The 20,793-nt window shown below is 53.7% G+C and carries 20 protein-coding genes; 3 read left to right on the forward strand and 17 right to left on the reverse strand.

The window, feature by feature from the left end; all coding sequences use genetic code 11:
• Positions 1–5: 5 nt before the first annotated feature.
• Positions 6–701: a molecular chaperone gene (locus ES815_RS21435; protein ID WP_105902572.1), complete on the reverse strand. Its 696-nt coding sequence runs from the start codon at positions 699–701 to the stop codon at positions 6–8.
• Between the two features lie 58 nt (positions 702–759).
• Complete coding sequence (locus ES815_RS21440; protein WP_142489631.1) at positions 760–1,329, reverse strand: fimbrial protein; 570 nt, start codon at positions 1,327–1,329, stop codon at positions 760–762.
• Positions 1,330–1,824: 495 nt separating this feature from the next.
• On the opposite strand from ES815_RS21440, the gene ES815_RS21445 reads away from it, so the two are divergent.
• Together ES815_RS21445 and ES815_RS21450 are read left to right on the forward strand one after the other, a co-directional pair.
• Positions 1,825–2,466, forward strand: a complete 642-nt coding sequence (locus ES815_RS21445) for a hypothetical protein (protein WP_142489632.1) — start codon at positions 1,825–1,827, stop codon at positions 2,464–2,466.
• A gap of 147 nt (positions 2,467–2,613) precedes the next feature.
• Positions 2,614–2,736 (forward strand): helix-turn-helix domain-containing protein, encoded by a 123-nt coding sequence (locus tag ES815_RS21450; protein ID WP_142489633.1) that lies wholly within the window; start codon positions 2,614–2,616, stop codon positions 2,734–2,736.
• Here ES815_RS21450 and ES815_RS21455 read toward each other — a convergent pair.
• The 11 genes from ES815_RS21455 to ES815_RS21505 form a co-directional block, all read right to left on the reverse strand.
• Positions 2,730–3,427, reverse strand: a protein-coding gene (locus tag ES815_RS21455) for an IS1-like element IS1A family transposase (RefSeq protein WP_231600413.1) whose coding sequence is annotated in 2 segments (ribosomal slippage) — positions 2,730–3,178 and positions 3,178–3,427 — 699 coding nt in all. Because the reading frame shifts where the segments join, the coding sequence is not laid out codon by codon here. The genes ES815_RS21450 and ES815_RS21455 overlap by 7 nt on opposite strands.
• Positions 3,428–3,477: 50 nt before the next feature.
• A complete protein-coding gene (locus tag ES815_RS21460) occupies positions 3,478–4,167 on the reverse strand; it encodes a LysR family transcriptional regulator (protein ID WP_312845882.1) in 690 nt (229 codons plus the stop codon).
• A gap of 51 nt (positions 4,168–4,218) precedes the next feature.
• Positions 4,219–5,424, reverse strand: coding sequence for a cystathionine beta-lyase (gene metC / locus ES815_RS21465; RefSeq protein ID WP_142489634.1), 1,206 nt, complete (start codon positions 5,422–5,424; stop codon positions 4,219–4,221).
• Positions 5,425–5,503: 79 nt separating this feature from the next.
• A complete protein-coding gene (locus ES815_RS21470) occupies positions 5,504–6,688 on the reverse strand; it encodes a PLP-dependent aminotransferase family protein (protein WP_142489635.1) in 1,185 nt (394 codons plus the stop codon).
• Between the two features lie 193 nt (positions 6,689–6,881).
• Positions 6,882–8,162, reverse strand: coding sequence for an amino acid permease (locus ES815_RS21475; protein ID WP_142489636.1), 1,281 nt, complete (start codon positions 8,160–8,162; stop codon positions 6,882–6,884).
• A 372-nt stretch (positions 8,163–8,534) separates the two neighbouring features.
• Positions 8,535–9,473 (reverse strand): LysR family transcriptional regulator, encoded by a 939-nt coding sequence (locus ES815_RS21480; RefSeq protein WP_142489637.1) that lies wholly within the window; start codon positions 9,471–9,473, stop codon positions 8,535–8,537.
• Positions 9,474–9,665: 192 nt separating this feature from the next.
• Positions 9,666–10,691: an alcohol dehydrogenase gene (locus ES815_RS21485; protein WP_142489638.1), complete on the reverse strand. Its 1,026-nt coding sequence runs from the start codon at positions 10,689–10,691 to the stop codon at positions 9,666–9,668.
• Between the two features lie 3 nt (positions 10,692–10,694).
• Positions 10,695–11,765 carry a flavin monoamine oxidase family protein gene (locus ES815_RS21490; RefSeq protein WP_142489639.1) on the reverse strand — a complete coding sequence of 357 codons (1,071 nt, stop codon included), beginning with the start codon at positions 11,763–11,765 and terminating at the stop codon, positions 10,695–10,697.
• Positions 11,762–12,436 carry a cupin domain-containing protein gene (locus tag ES815_RS21495; protein WP_142489640.1) on the reverse strand — a complete coding sequence of 225 codons (675 nt, stop codon included), beginning with the start codon at positions 12,434–12,436 and terminating at the stop codon, positions 11,762–11,764. Before ES815_RS21495 ends, ES815_RS21490 begins: the two co-directional genes overlap by 4 nt.
• A gap of 55 nt (positions 12,437–12,491) precedes the next feature.
• A complete protein-coding gene (locus ES815_RS21500; RefSeq protein WP_142489641.1) occupies positions 12,492–12,833 on the reverse strand; it encodes a carboxymuconolactone decarboxylase family protein in 342 nt (113 codons plus the stop codon).
• A gap of 26 nt (positions 12,834–12,859) precedes the next feature.
• Positions 12,860–13,141, reverse strand: a complete 282-nt coding sequence (locus ES815_RS21505; RefSeq protein WP_142489642.1) for a hypothetical protein — start codon at positions 13,139–13,141, stop codon at positions 12,860–12,862.
• 178 nt (positions 13,142–13,319) lie between these two features.
• Here ES815_RS21505 and gcvA point away from each other — a divergent pair, with 178 nt between their 5' ends.
• Positions 13,320–14,246: a transcriptional regulator GcvA gene (gene gcvA / locus ES815_RS21510; protein ID WP_142489643.1), complete on the forward strand. Its 927-nt coding sequence runs from the start codon at positions 13,320–13,322 to the stop codon at positions 14,244–14,246.
• A gap of 12 nt (positions 14,247–14,258) precedes the next feature.
• Here gcvA and ES815_RS21515 read toward each other — a convergent pair whose 3' ends face one another.
• The 4 genes from ES815_RS21515 to ltrA all read right to left on the reverse strand — a co-directional run bounded on the left by ES815_RS21515 (position 14,259) and on the right by ltrA (position 20,401).
• Positions 14,259–14,750 (reverse strand): GNAT family N-acetyltransferase, encoded by a 492-nt coding sequence (locus ES815_RS21515; protein WP_142489644.1) that lies wholly within the window; start codon positions 14,748–14,750, stop codon positions 14,259–14,261.
• Positions 14,747–17,845, reverse strand: a complete 3,099-nt coding sequence (locus tag ES815_RS21520; protein ID WP_185902360.1) for a CapA family protein — start codon at positions 17,843–17,845, stop codon at positions 14,747–14,749. The genes ES815_RS21515 and ES815_RS21520 overlap by 4 nt, the downstream gene beginning before the upstream one ends.
• Before the next feature lie 574 nt (positions 17,846–18,419).
• On the reverse strand, positions 18,420–18,839 hold the full coding sequence (locus tag ES815_RS21525) for a translesion error-prone DNA polymerase V autoproteolytic subunit (RefSeq protein ID WP_142490102.1): 420 nt from the start codon (positions 18,837–18,839) through the stop codon (positions 18,420–18,422).
• Between the two features lie 74 nt (positions 18,840–18,913).
• Positions 18,914–20,401, reverse strand: a complete 1,488-nt coding sequence (gene ltrA / locus ES815_RS21530; RefSeq protein WP_004178082.1) for a group II intron reverse transcriptase/maturase — start codon at positions 20,399–20,401, stop codon at positions 18,914–18,916.
• Positions 20,402–20,793: the final 392 nt, after the last annotated feature.

Here is a 20,793-nt window from a genome sequence, read left to right on the forward strand (position 1 = left end):
TGTCTTTACTGAGGATAATTATGAGTCACAACAGCACCATAATCATTGATGGTAGTGAAGCTGAACTTACCTGGCATGGCTTTCAGTGTATGCTCTTTATTATTTATGCTCATCGTTGAAAATGGCGCCACCATACCAGCAGGTTGTTTATTCCCATTAATCGTGATGCTATCAATGGTGATGTACCATGGAGATGGGTTATTCACAAAGAGTGTGTTATTATCATTGTGAAATTCCCAGGTTAAAGATTTGGCAGCCTCGCTGACATTTCCCTTTAATGTTATCGGACGATAAAATAACTTAATACGTGAACGAATCGATAACTGTAAATAGTTGCTACCTTGACTGTTTTTAGGCTCTGGCGGTATATCCAACATGTTAAACCAGTACAATGACTCACGATCTTGTGGAAGCGCGGCGCCGCTAAAAACCAGACGATAGGTCTGTCCTTTTCCTGGTTCAACACGAATAATCGGCGGCAGAACCACAAAAGGCGCCATGTCTTTGCCTGTATTATTTTGTATTGTGCCACCATCAACCCATACTTGCGTCAGTGACGGCATATCCCCTGAATTAGTGACTCTGACTGATACCTCTTTCCGGTCAGATGGAAAGATCACTCTGGTCCCATCAATGACAATATTTGCATTCGCGAAAGGTATATATACGAATAAAAGAAACGTAAAAAAGTAACGAGTCATATTTCAACACCTCCCTGTTCTCTGAGCAGGCAGCCCCTGCCGGAGCTGCCTTAACGTCTTACGGATAAACGATAGTGAAGTTCACGTAGGAACTCACTTTCCCAGCCTCAGCGGCATTTGTCGCAAAGTAACGTGCATAGAAAGGCAGTGTCGCAGAACCATCGACAGGCGTCACGACCGTTGAGTTACCACCCGTGACTTTTCCGGTCGTTGGATCAATGGTTTGGTTTGCAAGGTCAATTACACCATGATTATTATTCAGTAGCTCGATATCAACATTATCCGCGCCATTATCAGAGCCACCAGCAGGAATGGTATTTTTTAGTCGCCCCTCCGTTGAGACATATTCATTCGGTTCAAAATAGACCGAAACATCTGAAGCACTTGCACAATTTTCAAGACCAATAGTGAAAGGTGTTGTCCCCGCAGTTTGATTCGCGGCAGACAATGCAGACACCTGAACAGTGGGTAGTGTGACAATTTTATCTTTATCACCGCTGATGACAGTACAGGTATTAGTAATAATTTCACCATTGAAGGTCACTTTTCCATCAGCAGCCAGCGCCACTGTTGGGGCAAAGATCATTACTGCCGCTGCTGAGGCCATTCCTTTGATGAACATGTTCATAAATAACCCCTTATCTGTAATTTTCAATAAATTTACGTAACACTCATCATCAAGTCACTTAAAAAACACAGCGAGATCCTCGAGGCATCACATTAAAATATTGAAATACGTAATTTTCATTACCTATGATCCATTTTGGAATATGCTATGCAATTGCATTTTAACATTGTCTCTGGCATTTATTCAAGGCTAAAAAGTAAGACATGTAACGATAAAATTTAAATAATCCTAAATGCTTGTATTTAAAAAATAGACAATAGGCAGTTTTCATCATGAAAAACAATAGGTTATTATTAAGATTGCTATTGCAGCTAAAAATTTAAAAATGAGATACTGCACACTAATTATAATTAGCTACATTCTCATCCCCCAATCTACGCCGTCAAATTTTACTAAAAAGGGGATGTAATATTCACACTCAGTACTTACGGTGACCTACATCAATCGTTATTTCATTGCAGCATAGATGTGCATAATGCATAAAAGGAGTGAATCATGCTGATAACCCTATCTAATTCCTACTATTTTAACTTTGCTCTGAGTAGCTATTTTTCTGATATTCGTAATGACGAATCACTGATTGATGAAATATGTAGTTACCCATCCATAGCAAAAGATGAATTAATGCATGATCTACAGAATACATTGCGCGGTAAAAAATTAAAGTTTATTGTTGTCGATCACGCCACTATAAGCATTGAAACATTACAGTTCATCATTCTTTTACGTACATTTTATCCGTTAGCACGTTTCTTTATTATAAAGAAACCTAATGTGGTTTTTGATGAGCTGGTCAGGTTATATATAACAATTCTTGATGCGAAGATTTGCCTTGGTTTATCAGAGCTTTTTATTTCAATAAACGATATACATGCTCATTCCATACCACCTGCGGATAAAATTTACTTGGCTACAACGTTGAAATTTGGAATAACAAAAGAAGAAGCGTCTGTGATTTGTTTGATGATGAGTGGAAGTCCATTGTCACAGATCGCAAAAAGTCAAAAATGTGAACTCAATAAAATACATTATCATTGCGCCAGAGCACGAAATAAAATGCAGGTTAAAGATAATAACACACTAGTGAAATTAATCCATTCAGAGTTACTTAGTTATTACATGATATATACCCAATAAATCTCATTTAGCTGCTATAATAGCTGTCAAAGCTAAGTAGAGATGTCCGGGGCAGGGCAAAGTTGAAATGTCCTTTGGAAGTAACAGGTGGCGTCATTCTGGTGAAGAAAACGGTTTGGCCGTAGGCGCGCTACTGATAGAAAATGTATGCTGGCCCTCCACCGGAAAGATACTGCTGCAACAAATATCGCCCGGCAGCTTAATACTGCTCGCTTCACGGTTTATAAAATTCTCGAAGAGGCGAAGACGGTAATGACTCCAACTTATTGATAGTGTTTTATGTTCAGATAATGCCCGATGACTTTGTCATGCAGCTCCACCGATTTTGAGAACGACAGCGACTTCCGTCCCAGCCGTGCCAGGTGCTGCCTCAGATTCAGGTTATGCCGCTCAATTCGCTGCGTATATCGCTTGCTGATTACGTGCAGCTTTCCCTTCAGGCGGGATTCATACAGCGGCCAGCCATCCGTCATCCATATCACCACGTCAAAGGGTGACAGCAGGCTCATAAGACGCCCCAGCGTCGCCATAGTGCGTTCACCGAATACGTGCGCAACAACCGTCTTCCGGAGCCTGTCATACGCGTAAAACAGCCAGCGCTGGCGCGATTTAGCCCCGACGTATCCCCACTGTTCGTCCATTTCCGCGCAGACGATGACGTCACTGCCCGGCTGTATGCGCGAGGTTACCGACTGCGGCCTGAGTTTTTTAAGTGACGTAAAATCGTGTTGAGGCCAACGCCCATAATGCGGGCGGTTGCCCGGCATCCAACGCCATTCATGGCAATATCAATGATTTTCTGGTGCGTACCGGGTTGAGAGGCGGTGTAAGTGAACTGTAGCTGCCATGTTTTACGGCAGTGAGAGCAGAGATAGCGCTGATGTCCGGCAGTGCTTTTGCCGTTACGCACCACCCCGTCAGTAGCTGAACAGGAGGGACAGCTGATAGAAACAGAAGCCACTGGAGCACCTCAAAAACACCATCATACACTAAATCAGTAAGTTGGCAGCATCACCCCATGGTGAGTTCGGTTGTTTTTCGCCGTACCGGAATACCGGCAGGTTTAAGCACCTTCCGACACAGATCGATACGATCCTCGGGCACCGCATAGGTGATTAACGCTTCGCCGCGGAAATCCTCCGCCTCCAGCCACGGCTTCTGCGCTAAGGGATGGTCGTTGGATAAAATCGCCACCATTTCATATTTGAACAGCGGGCTGTAGCTCACCAGCGCCGTCTGCTCTGTTTCATCCACGATGGCCACATCCGCTCTGTTTTGCAGCAACAGCCCAACCGGATCCGGCTGGAAGCCGGGCAGAATATCGATCTCAACCTCGGCCCACTTTTTGCGAAACTCATCCATCACCGGCAACAGCCAGCCATAGCAGGTGTGACACTCCAGCGTGACCCGCAGCGCCCCCTGCTTACCACAGGCAAACTTGTAGAGGTCGCGGTCGGCATTTTCGATAGCACCCAGCACGGTTTCGGCCAGCTGTAGCAAACGCTTGCCGGCATGGGTGAACTGCACCGGCGTGGTTTTGCGGACGAACAGCGTGACGCCATAGTGATCTTCCAGCTGCTTGATCTGGTGCGATAACGCTGACTGCGTCAGCTGTAACGCGACCGCAGCGCGCGTTAAATTGCCTGTTTTACGCAACGTAAGAATGGTGTGTAAGTGCTTAAGGTCAATCGGGATATCCATTACGCCATCCGTAAATCAGAACAGGTATTCATCACGCGAGTATAACAAGGGTCAGGCCTTCAGGTGACGTAAGGCTTGATCCAGATCCTTCACTAAATCCACCGGGTCTTCCAGGCCAATCTGCAGACGGAAGGCTTCCCCTTCATACGGCCAGTGATACTCCGGCCGATCCTTGCGCGGGTTAAACGGTATCGCCAGGCTTTCGAAGCCGCCCCAGGAGAAACCAATGCCGAAATACTCCAGGCTATCGATGAACTTTTCGACCGACGCTTTTGAATAATGTGGTTTCAGCACCACGCTAAACAGACCGCTCGACCCGGTGAAGTCTCGCTTCCAGATATCATGTCCCGGACAGGAAGGCAGCGCCGGGTGCAGCACCTGTTCCACCTCGTCACGCTCGGCAAACCATTTTGCGATCTTCAGCGCGGAAGCCTGATGCCGCTCGAGTCGCAGGGACATGGTGCGCAGCCCGCGCTGGGCGAGGTAAACGTCGTCGGGGGCGGCATGCAGACCAAAAAGATAGACGAAGCGACGGATAGCCAGCCAGGTCTCTTTGTTGGTCACGATCAGCCCCATCTGGGCGTCAGAGTGGCCGACGATGTACTTGGTGGCGGCATGGACCGAGACATCCACTCCGTGGTCGAATGGTTTGAAAAACAGCGGCGTCGCCCAGGTGTTATCGACAATCACTTTCGCATTGCGCGCATGCGCCACTCGCGTAATGGCCGGAATATCCTGCATATCGAAGGTTTGCGATCCCGGCGATTCGGTAAATACCACGCTGGTGTTGTCGCGGAACAGCTCGGCAATCCCCTCGCCAAGGGTCGGATCGAAGAAGGTTGCCGCCACCCCCATCTTCGCCAGCACGTTGTTGACGAAGCCGCGCGTCGGGCCATACACGCTGCTGCTGACCAGAATATGATCGCCGCTTTTTACCAGCGCCAGCAGCGCGCTGGTGCAGGCCGCCAGGCCGGTCGGCACTAATAACGCGCGATAGCCGCCCTCCAGCTCCGCCAGGGCTTTCTGCACGGCAAAGGTGATCGGGGTTCCAAAACGGCCGTAGTACATGACCTCATCTTCCGCATCGTCGAACAGCGCCTGATGGCGTTCGCTGAGCTCTTTGCAGGTTTTAAAAATCACGGTGGAAGCATGATAAACCGGCGGATTAACCACGCCGCCGAACACGTCGGGATCAAACGGACCATGGCAGAGATAGGTTTCCGGGGATACCTGGCGATCAAAACTATGATTAGACATTCTTACTCTTCCTCTTTTCACAACACGTACAGATTTGTTATTACCCTTGTCCCCGTCCCGAAGTGGATAACGGGGACAGTTAATTCAGGGCGGCTTTTAACCGCCTGACCGCTTCTTTCAGGTTCTCTTCCGTGGTGCTAACGTAGGACATCCGCAGCGTGGCGTGGTCCGGCTCATCGCAGTAAAAGAATTCGCCGGGCACGTACACCACGCCGTGGTTCAGCGTCTTTTGCAGCCACCGGGTGGTATCCATCTCGTACTTAAATTTCGCCCACAGAAACATGCCGCCCTTCGGCAGGTGGAAGGTCAGATGGTCACCCAGTTCGTTTTGCAGGTGCTGGCTCAGGACCTGACACTTCTGTTTATAAGCCGCGCGTATCAGGGCGATCTGTCCGGCCAGACGGCCACTCATCAGATAGTGGTACGCGAGCGACTGTGACAGCGAACTGGTGTGGAGATCGGTGGCCTGCTTCAGGTTCACCACCTGGCGCTTCAGCCAGCCAGGCACCACCAACCATCCCACGCGTGCGCCCGGGGCGAGGATCTTGGAGAACGTGGAGGTATAAATCACGTTATCGCTATTCCCCACTTCCGCCGCCCAGGCTTTCAGCGGGGTGAAGGTGGTCCCGGTGAAGTTAATTTCGCCATAGGGATCGTCTTCAATGATGACGAAACCATACCGCTGGGATAGCGCCACCAGCTGCTTGCGGCGGTGCTCTGCCAGGGTTACGCCCCCGGGATTTCCGAAGGTCGGGACGATATAGACGGCCTTTACCGACGTGGTTTTCACCAGCGCGTCGAGCTCGTCAATCTTCATCCCGTCCCCGTCGGTTCCCACCGACATCAGGTTTGCCTCCGCCAGCTGCAGCACCTGCAGTGCCGCCAGATAGGTGGGCCGCTCCACGACCACAACGTCGCCGGGATTGATCAGGGCGCGGGCAAGAATATCCAGCGATTGCTGCGATCCCGAGGTCACCACCACCTCATCCGGAGTGGCGTGAATTGCCCGCTCGTGCATCAGCTGGCAGATCGCACCGCGCAGTTCCGGGCTGCCCTCGCTCAGCCCATACTGAAAAGCGTCTCGCCAGGCGCTGGAGAGCACCTTATCCATGGCCAGTTGCAGCCCTTCACGGTCAAACAGCTGCGGATCGGGGATACCGCCGCCCATGGAGATCACCCCGTCCATTTTGCTGTGTTTTAATAATTCTCTAATTGCAGATGACTGAAGATTTTGTAATTTACTGGCAATTTTATTATGCGACATCTTCCGTTCCCCTTTTCATTACGTCTCTTTTTTAATATCACAGGTAAACGTTTTTGATAATGACTTTCCACTTACGCCATTTAATTATCGGGTCATCATGAATGAGATTAATGATGACCCGCAATATAATTAATAATGCCGCACTGTATTATTATAGGGTTAAGACAACATTGTAGTTACAGAGGTAAAATATCTATTGTGAAAACAGCATAACGAAGGGTCCGATACACATCAGCAGCCCAATCAGAATCACGTAATAAACCGGTGCCCCGCGAAGATCAACAAACTTGTCATTCTTCAATATAATTATCCCGGGGACAATACAGCTAATAAGGCCGTAGGTAACGCCGCCAAACACGAACACCTTCAGGATCGGGAAGTTGGTCAACACGATTAACCACAGCACCAGCACCACCATGAAGAATGCGGCAATGGCGATCCCGTTGGCGTTATCCTCCCGCACCCGGAAGTACTTCTCTACGGTGACTTTGATTAACCCGACGAAGGATTCATGTACCGCCAGGTACAGCGCCAGGAAGGCGGTGACGATGGAGAACACATTGAGGATCACGCTCATGTATTTCACCGCCGCTCCGGGGATGACTTTCGCCGCCAGCGCCAGCGCCGAGATGTTATCCTGATAGGCCCGCAGCGCGTCCGCCTCGCTGATAGAGAGCACAATGGAGACCACAAACAGCAGGACGGTGGCGACCAGAATCAGATAGGCGACTTTATGCACCCGCAGGATCTTATATTTCGCTACCTCTTTATCTTCTTCGCGCTTCTTGTAGGCAATATTCATCGGGTTCAGGATGCCCACAAACATGATGGAGAAGATTGCAAAAGGCAAAGTCGGGAAGGTGCCGACAACCAGATGACTCACCGTTGGAAACTCGCCAATATTGCTCAGATCCCAGAAAGGCACCACCACAAAGCCAATCGCCACGATAATCACCAGCTTTATGGCGATCATGCTGCCCGATACCTTGAACAGCAGCTTTTCCCCTTTTGATGCCACCAGCGACAGCCCGGCAATCAGCAGCAAAGACCACCACCAGTGTTCCGATAACGTCTGGGTCGTAAGGCCGAAGGTTTTCAGGTAGGAAGCGCTGTCGTTGGTGATGGCTAACGCATACTCCACCATCGATTTCAGCATGGTGATGGAGTACAGGGCCCCCAGCAGCACGCCCCAACGGCTACCGACATAGCTGGTGATAATACTCAGATAGGAATCTTGTTCATCACTACGTGCCATGGTTTCGATAAACAGTTTCTGCATGTAGTAGACCGCCGGATAGCCCAGCAGCACCGCCAGGGCGAATACCCACACCCCTTTGAGTCCCACCTGTAACGGGAAAAAAACAATCCCGGAGCCAATCGCGGCGCCAATACAGAGTACCACCCACCCAAGATCGTACAGGGTAAAGGGTATATTCTTTTTATTAATCACTTCGTTATTAATTCCTACTGTCATAGGAGACCCCAATCTGCAAAAAATAATAAAACCGGCGGACGCTGTTCAAAATATGCACCCTGCAACTCAGTGTTATATTTACCTGAAACACTAATAACGTTGCCGCCGCTATTTTCAATGACTATAACCCTGCGGTTATTAATGATTGAATGCGGAAAGCTTTACACAGCCCAGAATAGATGGCGAATGAAAATTAGAGAAAACAGTTTCTACTTTTGCTCACAAACAGGGCAGATGGAAATAACATGACGCAAGCCGCAAATGGCAGTTTTTTATTTATCCCGAATGTGATCCGGGCGAGAGATTTTATTTATGAGTACATTCTTATCTGTCATTTGTTTTGTGAAGCAGATCATATTTATTTACCGGGCCTTAATCGAGGCTGGCAATCGTTTTTTCCCACAGGTTCCAGGGCTGATGTTCTTCTACCAAATAATCGATGAACGATCTGACTTTCGGGTTGCGGAACTTGCTCGGGAAGTAGAGCGCGTAGAGGCTGTGCGTCGGATACGCATAGCGGCCATCCAGCTTCAGGGGAAGCAGCGCCCCGCTCGCAATGTGCTCGCTGATCAGGTAGGAGGGCAGCCAGGCGATACCCTGTCCTGAGAGCGCCGCCTTCAGCAACAGCAGGCTGCTGTTGGCCTGTACCGGTGTTCTGGGTTTGATGTCGCAGTGGGGATGCTGTAACCCCCTCTCGTTCAGGCGTAACGGGGGCGTTAGCCCGGGATAGACTAAGCACTCATGGCTGACCAGCTCAGCACGTTTTGTCGGGGTGCCGTTACGCTCAAGGTACGCAGGTGCCGCGCAGTAAAGCCAGCTGATTCGGGAGAGCTTGCGCGCGGCATAGTTCTGCGGCGGGGTAGCTGTGATCCTCAGCGCGATATCAACGTTGTTTTCGTTCAGGTTGATCAGATGATCGTCCAGGTCGAGGATCAACTCCACGTCATGATGCTTTCTTCGATACTCTTCAAAGATGTCGATCAAGTGGGAATAACCAAACGCCACGGAGCAGGTGATCTTCAGGGCGCCATGCGGATGGTTAAAATAGCCGCAGGTGGTGTTGATGATGTCGTCAAACTCCTTCAGCAGTTCCGTGGCCCTGGAAACGAAATATTCTCCGGCTTCGGTTAGCTGGAAGGTGCGCGTGGTTCGCTGGATCAGCGGCACCCCAAGATTCTCTTCCATCACCGCCAGCCCCTTGCTGACGGCTGAAGGGGAAATATTAAGCAGGCGTGCGGCTTCCGAGAGCCCCTGCCCTTCGCTGATTTTCACCAGCATTTCAATCTGTTTGATCGTCAATGGAATGGTCATGGCTCTTTTCGGTCGGCGTACCGCGTGGCGTCAGGGAACAGGGTTATTTGCGGCAGTATGCGCGGGAAACTGCACGTGCGACAAAGCAGATAAACTTTGTGGATGAGGAAGGTTTTCTTTCAATAAAAAGGCCTGCGCAACATATTGCCCAGGCCTTGTTTGTGAGGCGTATTTTAACCGTCTCCCGCCCGATCAGGCGCGATCCATCGTCAGCACCATGCGGAATTTGGCCTGTCCGCTGCACATCTTTTCCCAGGCCTCCTGTGCCTGAGCAAGGGGCCGGGTTTCTATTCTGGCGCGCACATCCGCCAGCAGGCTGAAATCCAGCGCCTTTTCCAGCTCAATGGGCGTGCCGGTAATAGCGCCGTTGACCGACAGCTCCCTGCCGACCAGCAAACCCGGCATTAACGCCAGCGGCTCCTTACCCACGCCAGCCACCATCAGCCTGCCCTGGGGCGCCAGCGCCGATAATAACGCCGAGACGGCCTGGCTATCGGTAATGGTCGACAAAATCACCTGCGCCCCGCCGAGGGATTTGATCGCCGCGGCGGCATCGTGGCGGTGGATATCAATATAGTGGTGCGCTCCCAGGGCCATGACATCATCCGCGATGTCGTCCCCCCGGCCAACGGCGACGACGCGAAAGCCCATCTTGCGGGCGTATTGCAACGCAAGATGGCCTAAGCCGCCCACACCCTGAATCACTACGGTATCCCCGGCCCGGGCGTGGGATTTTCTCAGGGCATTGAAGGTCGCAATACCGGCACAGAGGAGCGGCGCGGCCTCCACAGAGGTAAGATCATCCGGAATAGTGACCAGCCCCGTTGCACGCGCCAGCATATACTCGGCATAGCCTCCGTCACGCGAGCTGCCCGTCACGGGCTGATTCTGACAGAGGTTAAAATGCCCCAGTCGGCACTGCTCGCAGGCATGACAGTGCCCGCCCAGGCGCCCCACCCCGACGCGCTGGCCCGGTTTCAGGTACGCGGGCAGAGCATCAGAGACCCTGACAATGGTGCCAACCACCTCATGCCCCGGCACGCGCGGATAGTCCACGCCCTTTTCCAGCCCCTCAATCACGCCCGAATCCGCGCCGCAAATTCCGCAGGCTTCCACTTTGATGAGCACCTCTCCCGGGCCGGGTGTCGGTAGGGGTTTCTCCACCCTTTCCAGTTGTCCCGGCCGGGTGACCTGCATGGCTGTGTAGGTGTTAGTCATGTTTTAACTCCGATTCAGGATGCGTTTAACGCCTTCTTCGGCAGCCTCTATGGCTCCCGCGATAAAGCCCGGAAAATCATGCGACCACTCGCTGGCGATGCCCGTGACGACGCGGCTCCACCGTCCTTCTGTCGGCCAGGCCGGAGGGACGGCGTGACCCGCCGGTAAGGTCAGATCGCGCGACGTCGCGGTAAACGGATCTCCAGCCCAGTCTTTCAGATATTCAGCTCGCGGAAAGGCGGCCTCCGCACCAAACAGGCGCACCAGCTGCGCTTTACACAGCTTTTGTAACTGCTCCTCGCCCAGCGCCTGACGAGCGGCGAACGGCACGCCGATGAAGCCAAACAAGGCAAACATCTCATCAGGCTCAGAGACATCATGTATTTCAACCATGGGGCCAGCGCTGCTGCGGGCCTCACCGGATAAGCCATTGTTCTTCCAGAAGCCATGGTCATAGAGCGCCACATATTTTGCATGTGGCGCCATCCAGGTCCCGGTGTTGCGCCAGGCCTGCAGCAGCGGCGACGGTAATGCAGGTAAAAAGGCGATCGCCGAGGCCAGCATTGGCGGCAGGGCTAACAACAGATGATCGCCCTGCACTGACACGTACTGCTTATCCGCGGCCAAACAGGTCACCGCGATCTGCTCGTCACGCTGTTCCGCCTGCGTGACCTGCATGCCCGTCATGATCCGCGCAGGCTCAATCTGCTGCTTCAGGGCAGCGATAAGACGAGACATCCCGCCGCGCGCCCGCGCCGCCGCCGGGGAAGAGACAAATCCGGGATGGCGCGACGGCGTATTGTCCCCGCGTTCGAAGAGCATATCGCCTGTCTCCTGGTGGACAAAAATATCGATGCCCAGCCTGGCGAGTAGCTGATTAAGCGCCGGCTGGATCCCCGGCCAAATCCAGGTAGCCCCCAAATCTGCCTGCGAACCCGGGGCCTGCACAATCCGCCCTCCGACGCGTTCCCGCCCTTCGAGAAGCAGGTAATCCACTCCGGCTTGCTCCAGCAGGTATGCCGCGTATAGCCCACTTAATCCCGCCCCTACAATTACCACCCGGGTCTTGATCATGGTTGGGGTTCCTGTGCGGGCGCGAGATGGCCGGTTTTGAGGTAGACGAGGGTGTTTTCTTTCTCAGCAATAAACGCCATGCGCTGACCCGATGGGATGCGGATCCAGCTTCCCTGTTCATGAATGCTGTTGGCTTCAATCAGGCTGCCTTCAACGATCAGCAGCTCCGCGCCGCCCGGCAGAGTGGATTCAACTAACAGCGCCCCGGCCCGCAGCCGTAACAGACAGACGTTCTCCTGCGCATTACTGAACAGGGGACACACCTGATGTTCATCGCGCGTTAACCAGTTTGCCGGGTCGCAGGTATTGACGCGCAACGGCAGTTTCTCGCTCTCCGCCATTTGCCCGAGCTTAACAAACAGTAATGTCCCCCCGGTGCTATAAGGCTGATGGGCAGATCCGGGTGGGTTGCGCAGATACCAACCGACGGGATAATGCTGCCCGCCTTCGGAAAATTGCCCGGCCAGCACCAGAATCTCTTCGCCGCCCGGATGACAATGGGAGGGAAAGGCGCTATCGGGAAGATAGCGAACCAGACTGGTTGCACGTGCCTGCTCCGCCCCAATGCGATCCAGCATCACACGATCAACCCCGGGCTGCGGCGAAGGGATCCAACGGTACCGATCGCGGGTGACGGTGACGCGCCGGGTAAAATCGTGATTAATTAACATGTGGCGTTCCTGCAAGAGGGAAAAGCGACTTCAGGAAGAAGCCGCCGTACTGAGGTTATTTTGGCAACGAATCGAAAGCATCGAGCGCACGGGAGGAGTAAACCAGCGCCGCACCGGTGTTCAGCGTGATCGCCACACCTAAGGCTTCCGCAATCTCTTCACGCGTCGCACCGTGCTTTGCCGCGGCTTCAGCATGCACCGACAGGCAGCCATCACAGCGGGTCGTGACGGCGACAGCCAGCGCAATCAGCTCATGCGTTTTGGCATCCAGATGCCCGGTCGCTGCCGCGCCGTTTTGCATCTTATCGATACCCTGCATCACGTCGGGTTGCAGACCTGCAAATTTCCCGATAGCGGCACGCAGCTCTTTACGCATTTCAGTCCAGTTCAAAAACACACACATCCCCTTTTAGAAGTGGGTCATCAGGCCAGGGTGTAGATACGTACATCCGGCGCACTGTTGAGATAAGGTTTCAATGCTTCAACGACATCCGCGGTGAACAGCTGAGAGCCGAGATAGGCTTCGGCCTGTTTTGCCGTGTCGAAACCATGCAGCACCTGTACATCTTCCGCGCGCACCAGCAGCTCTTTAGAAACCGCACCCTCAATGGTTTCCAGGAAAGGCGCTTTATACTTCTGATACACCGCGGCGGCAGCGGCACGGTTCTGTTCGCTGATATCGAGGGTGATTTGCAAATAAGCCATTGTTAACTCCTTTACTCTGTTAGTAGAACAAAGAAAAACTTTTCACTTGAAAGCATCGACAGGTTTAAGGACTTAAACGATTTGTTTTGTAAGCCTTACCGTTTCTGCATTATCTTTAGCATCGCCCTCATGAACAAATGAGATAATCTTGGCTTTCTGAAAAGGTTTTCTATCTGATATGAAGTTGCCGGTTCACCTCAATGCACTGCGGGCTTTTGAAGCCAGCGCGCGCCATCAAAGCTTTTCCCTGGCTGCGGAAGAGCTCAATGTCACTCCTGCCGCGGTCGGTCAGCTTGTGCGTTCCCTGGAAGAGGTGGTGGGCTATCCGCTCTTTCATCGCAGCCACAACCGACGCGCCGCGCTGGTGCTGACAGAGCCCGCGCAGCGTGCGCTCCCGGATATTCGCATGGGATTTCAGAACCTGAACCTGGGGATGACCCTGCTGCGCGAAGGTGCCACCCATGGCATTCTCAATGTCACCATCAGCCCGGCCTTTGCCGCCAAGTGGCTATTGCCGCGTATCGAAGATTTTCAGCAGCGCTGGCCCGATATCGACGTGCGTCTGGAAACCAGCCTGAAGCTGCTGGATTTCACCGCGCTGGGGATGGATGTCGGTATTCGCTACGGACTGGGGCAGTGGGAGGGATTACAGGCAGAACTGTTGATGTCGGAAGAGGTTTTTCCGGTGTGTGCCCCCGCCATGATGGCGGACAACCCGGCCATAAACTGCCTGACGGGCATCACGGGGCAGACGCTGATTCACGACCTGTCGATGGAACAGCACAACGATTTTATTACCTGGGATCTGTGGTTGCGCCGCTTCAACGTGCAGGCCATGGCCCGTAAGCCCGGCCTGCGTATCAACAGCTCAGCCGCCGTATTACAGGCGGCCGTGGAAGGTCATGGTGTGGCGCTGGCGCGCAGCATTATGGTGGATGAGGATCTGAAAAGCGGCAGACTTATCCGCCTGTGCCCCGAGGTGTCGCTTACCAGCCCGCTGGCCTATTACCTGGTCTATCGCCCGGGCTGCGACAGCCTGCCGAAGATCGCCCACTTCCGGGAGTGGATGATTGAGCAGGCCAGGCTGTTTAACGCTGCGCAATAAGGTGCAGAAAATTCAGAGCGTCATCATCATTTCATGCCACGCCATTCCGCCGTGATCGGACGCCGAGGGCTTGATATAGCGGTAGCCAAAATGGGCGTACAGATCGACGTGGCGATCTTTACACATCAGGTGGATCGTCTTTTTGTGCATCGCCTTCATGCGTGACACGAACTCACGCATCAGCAGTGACGAGTAGCCTTTCCCCTGAAAATCCGGATGAACCACCACGGACATGATCACCGCGTTTGGCGCATCCGGATCGTGGCCCACCAGCTCTTTAAACGCTTCATCGGACATCACCACTTCCCCTGCACAGCCCGCATTAATGAATCCGATGACGTTGCCCTCCAGCTCTATACAGAGGAAGCCTTCCGGGTAGCGGTTAATGCGGGTGGCAATTTTCTCACGCGTTGCCGCTTCATCCCCTTCGTAGGATGTGATTTCAATGTCATAGCAACGATCAACGTCAGCTGGGGTTGCCTGGCGGAATACCGGGGTGGTCATATTATTGCCTCTTCATCATGTTGTGGGCGACAGGTTACCTTTTTTCTGACAACCGCTAAATCCCCCCCAAACTGCGGGCCGAGCGGCAACGTAATCACACCGCTCTCCGCCCCAGTGGCTATACCGCTTGACGGCGAAAAATCTACGCCCCGTTCCGCCAGGATCGTCATGACCTGTTCAAACTCCGCGGGCCCGACGGGCCGGGGCTGCCAGAACGTCTGCTGATTATCAAGCAACACCGGATGCAAGCAGAGCTTCGGCTGTTCGCCGCCCACCTGTAGCCGCACGATAAAGCCGTAAGGGGGAACGTTGCGCTGGCGGTATTCGCCATTGCTGTTAAACACGCCATTACCGATGCTGTAGACCACCCACGCATCGCCCAAACGCTCAATCTCGCCCAGCATATGCGGCCCGGAACCGATGATCAGATCTGCCCCTGCACGCGTCAGCCTTTTTGCCAGCGCTCGCTGTTGTTCACCCGTCCAACGATAATCCATGCCCCAGTGAGCAAGCACGATGGTTGTCGCCGGATTATCACGCGCTTTTTCTGCACGCAGTTGTTCAATCAATTCGCCGCTGATGCAGGCCGCGCCCGCCCGACGCGGCTGCGCATAAAACGCGCAATCCTGCTCCATATACAGCCGGAACCAGTACGCGCTATAAAATTTAAACACTTTCCCGCCAACCGAGATCACCAGCGGCGCGCTCGCCTGGCGAGCATTTAGACCGCTGCCAAAGCTGACGATACCCTGCTGGCGGAACGCGGCCAGGGTCTGTTTCAGCCCTGCTTCGCCGGCATCCATACTGTGATTATTCGCCAGCGCCACCGCATCCACGCCCGCACGTCGTAGTGCTGCCGCAGAGCGTTCAGGATCGCCGATCAGGCAGAAGGGTTTGCGCCCCTGCAGGCTCTGTGTGGTCGCTGTCCCCAGCGCGGCTTCGAAATTAGCAATAGTGTAATCGCTCCGGGCGATCAGCGGCCGAAGCCCCTGAAAGGAGTAATCGTAGCCATGGTGCTGGAGCGCATCATCAATCCCCTTCTGCTGGCGCTGTCGGGTATACCACTCGCCATAGTAGGTATCGCCAATGAGGGTAAAAACCGCCGCCTTTTTATCCAGCGAGACCGTTCTGTCATCCCGTTCTTCGGTGACGGATGTCTCTGTGCCTTCCGCCTGCGCCAGCAATTTATCAAGCTGATAATCCAGATGGAACGCATCGCTGGCACCCGCCACGCAGGCGAGCCAGACCTGCTTTCCGATACGCTGGATCGCAAACCCCCAGCGCGGAGAGCCGCCAGAGGTATAGCTGTAACCGGCACGACCATCCATCTGCATATTGGTCGTTTTACGGTACAGTTTGTCGCCAAAGGTCATTTCACTTTCAGCAAACCAGTGCAGGAGATGGGGATAATGCTGATAGAAATGGCGGATCATCAGAACGATATCCTGCAGGGTCGTGCACTGCCCGTCGCGCAGACGCCCCGAGACGCTGTGCAGTCGGGTCCGGGTCATTCCTATGGCATCAGCCTGTTTCTGGATCCCTTCTCGCGCCGTCTGGTTATCACCAAACAGATACTCACCAAGATTAATCGCCGCGTCGCGGGCATTCTCAATCAGCATGGCCTGCACCAGCGACTTCACCGTCAGGCTGTCGCCCTTTTTCAGACCCAGTGACGGCCCCTGCTGTAGCACCTCTGCCGCAATTTCCCGGACCGGGACTCTCTCCACCAGCGCGAGTTTTCCCTCCTGCAACCGTTGAGCGCACAGCAAGGCCAGCAGCAGTTGACTCAGATGCCGGGGGGTTAGCGTATCCTCCTCATGCCGGGCTACGGGCGTCTCGCCCGTTGAAAGATTAACCAGCAGGGTAGCGCAGCTCTGTACCGGCCGTGGCGCCTGAGTCTGCTCGTGCAGTAATTTCACGACCTCACCAAAATCCGATTCATAGGGATCGCCTTTGACCAGCACGATATCCCCCTCACGCAGCGTCTTCAGCACAGACTCCACCATAGCGCCAGCCTGCATAAAATGCCCACCCGCCCGCGCGGGTGGCAGGATTTCATGGAGATAACGCATCTCCTCGCCATGAACAAAGACCTGGTGAAAACCAACGGCTAACAGCGGTTCCGCCAGCGAACGGTGAACTTCCTCTGCTTTATCGTTCAGGTTGATAATGCGTGCCAGCACCGCAATTAAGCGCCCCCCTTTTTCCGCAGCCTGGCGCGCGGCAAAATCGAACGCATTGAGCATCGACAGGTATTCTGCGCTGTAGCTGTCATCAATCAACGTTACGCTGCCGCCTGCGGGAACGGGCAGAGACGAGATCTGCATTTTCCGGCGGTGATTACGAAATGCAGCAAGCTGTTTGCCGATTTGCGCGGCCTCCAGTCCCAATAGCCTTGCCGCTATCATCACTGCCACCGAGTTTGTTGCAATCCCCTTCCCCGGCTCATCGAGACGATAACGGATTGTTTCGCCCTGCAGGCAGATGCCGATATCAGACCCCTTCATATCCGACACAAACCAGGTCACGGGCACATCTGCCAGCGGGTGAAAGCCGTAGCTGATAACGTTCGCGCCATAGCGCACCGCTTCCTGATGCACCTGTTCATATTCCGCGATATCACGATTCACAATGGCATAGCCGCCAGGAATTATGCCGTTACAGACCCGGGCCTTATGCCGGGCAGTATCCTGGAGCGTGCGGTTATTTTCACGCACCTGAGTGATACCCACTTCCGTGATAATACAGATATGCGGTTTTATACGCAGACCCACGCCACCATTGCGCATCCACAATGCAGAAATAGCGGCCTCAATAACCACATAGTCAGGGTTAACGCCTGCGCGTGCCAGCGTCAGCGAAACACCCGTGCGCGAGTTATTATTGCCTTGCGTCGTCACGACCGATCCCGCAGAAGAGAGCACGGCGCTGAGCATGTCTTTGGTTGAGGATTTACCGACGGTGCCGGTTACCGCGACGGCTTTTCCATTAAACCTGCGCCGCGCTTCGGCCCCCAGTGAAATAAGCGCCTCATACGAATCCTCAACCAGAAACTGCGGAAAATCGGGCGGCAATTCGGGAATATAGCGTTGCACTACTGCGCCACAATAATTCGCATAGTGCTTTTTCAGATAATCATGGGTATCGGACCATCTGGCGTAAATTCCGGTATTACCGCTTCCTCTTAGCCAGGTATCGACATCCATGGCAACAAAGAGACGGGGAACGCCTCTGCCACGATCGGATAAAAAAATGGCAATATCCTCCGCGTGCCACCCCACCGCGGTAGGTACAAGCCATTGTCCTTTCAACAAATTTTCGAAATCAGCTGCCGTCCATCCTGCATGATTGTTCACTGATATATATCCCTTATTATTAAAAACGACATCCCTGTTAATTTGCTATTAACGTTGGTGTTGCTCATTATTTTTGCGCCAACCAACGGAAATATTTTCTACAGTAGACATGACGATGGGGGCAATCAAGTTGCGGGGGAACGGCGACTGTTTATTGAATAACCATTTCAGATGTAAGTGTTTATAGTGATTCAGGATATCTTTTTTGTAAGAATTTTCGGACCTGACAGAAAAGGCGGGAAATATCCCGCCGCACTGGGTGTAATAATCGCCGTGTTATACACCTGAATGTATTTCACGGAGAGCCGTCCTGCTAATCCGCCGATTTGACGATATAGGTCACCACGCCAAAGATATCGAGCGAATCTTCGCTGCCTACGACGATGGGCGAATAGGCGCTGTTCATCGGGTTAAGCTGCACCCGGGGTCTGAGCTGGAGGCGCTTTACCGTAAACTCCCCCTCCACCGCTGCGATGACAATATCCCCGTGCTGCGCCGTTCTGGCGCTGTCGACAATCAGCAGATCGCCATCGCCAATGCCGGCATCAATCATCGAATCCCCGGCTGCTTTCACGAAATAGGTCGAGCTGGGGTGCTGGATCAGCAATTTGTTCAGGTCGATACGCTGTTCCACGTAGTCCTGAGCCGGACTGGGGAAGCCGCACGGCACAACATCGCTGAAAAGGGGTAGCGCGATCACCTCGCGCAGCGCTGCAAGTTGGTAAAACACCATGATTCGTTCCTCGAATGTCGCGGTAGGGATACCCGTTACCGGATACCCCCCGCACAGATCCCGGCGTGCGCGATTTACGCACCGGGCTCCTGCCTCGGGTGTCTGGCGGTGAACCGCTCCACAGGCCATGGATGAAGAACCCGAACCCTTGGTAGCCATGCGGCTGCCAGTTTGTTTGCTTTCGTCCAGGTCGTATCATCCTTCTGGCTCCTGCGCCTGAGCGCCCGGCGCCAGAGGTTTGTTACGTGTGTCCTGAACTTCTGCATGGTGGGGAAGTTGCCCGGTACCGAGTGATAGTTCAGGTATCCCTGAACCACTCTCCTGAGCCATTTTCCCTGTTCGGGGATTGAGTAATGCCAGCGCCTTCGCAGACCGTCTTTGATGGCTTTCAGAGTTGCCGTCATCCGATCCCGGCGGGTCTTTCGTATCAGCATGAACCTGCCGTTGCGATCTTTCCCGCTGATGTGCGTGAACCCGAGGAAGTTGAACGTTTCTGGTTTGCCTTTTCCCCTGATGGCACGGTTTTCGGCAGCGAAGCGGCCGAACTCCATCAGACGGGTTTTCTCCGGGTGAACCGTGAGTCCGAACTCCCTCAGTCTGCGCTGCATGGCTATACGGAAGCGCCGGGCATCGTATCGTTTGTCGAACCCGATGACGATGTCATCGGCGTATCTGACCATTACCACATTGCCTGTGGCATAGCGACGTCGCCACTGATGCGCCCACAGATCGAAGACGTAGTGGAGGTATATGTTTGCCAGCAGCGGTGAGATGACCGCACCCTGTGGGGTGCCTTCCTCCGTTGCTCGCCATTGACCCTCCTCCGACGTCCCGGCTGTGAGCCACTTACGTATGAGCCTGATTACCCTCCGGTCGCCGATCCGATGCTCTGTGAACCTGATCAGCCATTCGTGGCTCACCCTGTCAAAGAACTGACTGATGTCGGCATCCAGTACCCAGTTTACGTTAGTGCGTACCAGCCCTGTGGCCAGTGCGTCCAGTGCATCGTGCTGGCTTCGCCCGGGTCTGAACCCGTATGAGAACCCCATAAAGTCGTTTTCATAGACTGCGTTCAGGATTTTCACCAGCGCATACTGGACGATCTTGTCCTCCAGCGAGGCGATGCCGAGCGGGCGTTGTTTTCCATCCGCTTTTGGGATGTAGTGACGCCTGCCGGGCTGCGCCCTGTAGCTGCCCTGATGTAGCCTCCGGTGCAGATCTGTTATGTTGTTCTTCATGTTTCCGGCGTAGTCCATCCACCTGATGCCATCCACTCCGGCGGCCGCTTTCCTGCTCAGGGAGAGGAATGCGGCTTCCAGTGCTTCGACTGTCAGCAGGTGGAACAATGCTGTAAACCGTTCTTTCTTCCGCTGCTTCGCAGCTTCCCGCACGCGTGACAGCCTCTGTGACATGCTTTCCCGGCTCTGTGTCCGGCGCATGTGTGGCTGTTCCGCGTTCCCCTTGGCCCCGCTCCTTCGCTCCACTGACTCCGCTCCTTTCGGGTTGTTCGCCTGCTTCGCCGCTACTATGAGCGAGTCCGACTTCTCCTCTCCGTACATCACCGGCTATGACTCCTCGTCTTCCCGGTGCGGGCCATCTCCGACACTGGCAGATGGTCAGAGGGGAGATCTCCCGGTTCCCGCGTAGAGATCGTATTGACATGCCAGGGTCTCAGACCCCGCCGGGTCCATGTGGCACTCGCAGTATCGCACCCTATGATGTTGCCTTCCGTTAACAGTACAACGTCGGCACCCGGTAATTTAATATACATTTCGTGGCTCAATGGCTGGCCTGTCAACACCCCTGTCAACGCTTCGCCCCATACCTCGCGGTATGCAACGCATGACTCGGGGACCTTGTGGATTGCTGGTCCTTCAATGGTCGGGGACTTTCACCCCTTGATCTCTACCGGTCTCCCGGCGCACACTGTTTTTATATACAGTAGTCGTAGCGA

The sequence above is a fragment of the Leclercia adecarboxylata genome, assembly GCF_006874705.1.
GTDB lineage: Bacteria > Pseudomonadota > Gammaproteobacteria > Enterobacterales > Enterobacteriaceae > Enterobacter > Enterobacter adecarboxylatus_C.

What these genes read in the sequence shown, in the direction of transcription:
- ES815_RS21480 (WP_142489637.1), bottom strand. Translation starts at nt 9,473, where the DNA reads ATGACCATTCCATTGACGATCAAACAGATTGAAATGCTGGTGAAAATC.
- ES815_RS21470 (WP_142489635.1), bottom strand. Translation starts at nt 6,688, where the DNA reads ATGTCGCATAATAAAATTGCCAGTAAATTACAAAATCTTCAGTCATCT.
- metC (WP_142489634.1), bottom strand. Translation starts at nt 5,424, where the DNA reads ATGTCTAATCATAGTTTTGATCGCCAGGTATCCCCGGAAACCTATCTC.
- ES815_RS21505 (WP_142489642.1), bottom strand. Translation starts at nt 13,141, where the DNA reads ATGGCTTATTTGCAAATCACCCTCGATATCAGCGAACAGAACCGTGCC.
- ES815_RS21490 (WP_142489639.1), bottom strand. Translation starts at nt 11,765, where the DNA reads ATGATCAAGACCCGGGTGGTAATTGTAGGGGCGGGATTAAGTGGGCTA.
- ES815_RS21515 (WP_142489644.1), bottom strand. Translation starts at nt 14,750, where the DNA reads ATGACCACCCCGGTATTCCGCCAGGCAACCCCAGCTGACGTTGATCGT.
- ES815_RS21445 (WP_142489632.1), top strand. Translation starts at nt 1,825, where the DNA reads ATGCTGATAACCCTATCTAATTCCTACTATTTTAACTTTGCTCTGAGT.
- ES815_RS21435 (WP_105902572.1), bottom strand. Translation starts at nt 701, where the DNA reads ATGACTCGTTACTTTTTTACGTTTCTTTTATTCGTATATATACCTTTC.
- ES815_RS21450 (WP_142489633.1), top strand. Translation starts at nt 2,614, where the DNA reads ATGCTGGCCCTCCACCGGAAAGATACTGCTGCAACAAATATCGCCCGG.
- ES815_RS21475 (WP_142489636.1), bottom strand. Translation starts at nt 8,162, where the DNA reads ATGACAGTAGGAATTAATAACGAAGTGATTAATAAAAAGAATATACCC.
- ES815_RS21485 (WP_142489638.1), bottom strand. Translation starts at nt 10,691, where the DNA reads ATGACTAACACCTACACAGCCATGCAGGTCACCCGGCCGGGACAACTG.
- ES815_RS21495 (WP_142489640.1), bottom strand. Translation starts at nt 12,436, where the DNA reads ATGTTAATTAATCACGATTTTACCCGGCGCGTCACCGTCACCCGCGAT.
- gcvA (WP_142489643.1), top strand. Translation starts at nt 13,320, where the DNA reads ATGAAGTTGCCGGTTCACCTCAATGCACTGCGGGCTTTTGAAGCCAGC.
- ES815_RS21440 (WP_142489631.1), bottom strand. Translation starts at nt 1,329, where the DNA reads ATGAACATGTTCATCAAAGGAATGGCCTCAGCAGCGGCAGTAATGATC.
- ES815_RS21525 (WP_142490102.1), bottom strand. Translation starts at nt 18,839, where the DNA reads ATGGTGTTTTACCAACTTGCAGCGCTGCGCGAGGTGATCGCGCTACCC.
- ES815_RS21460 (WP_312845882.1), bottom strand. Translation starts at nt 4,167, where the DNA reads ATGGATATCCCGATTGACCTTAAGCACTTACACACCATTCTTACGTTG.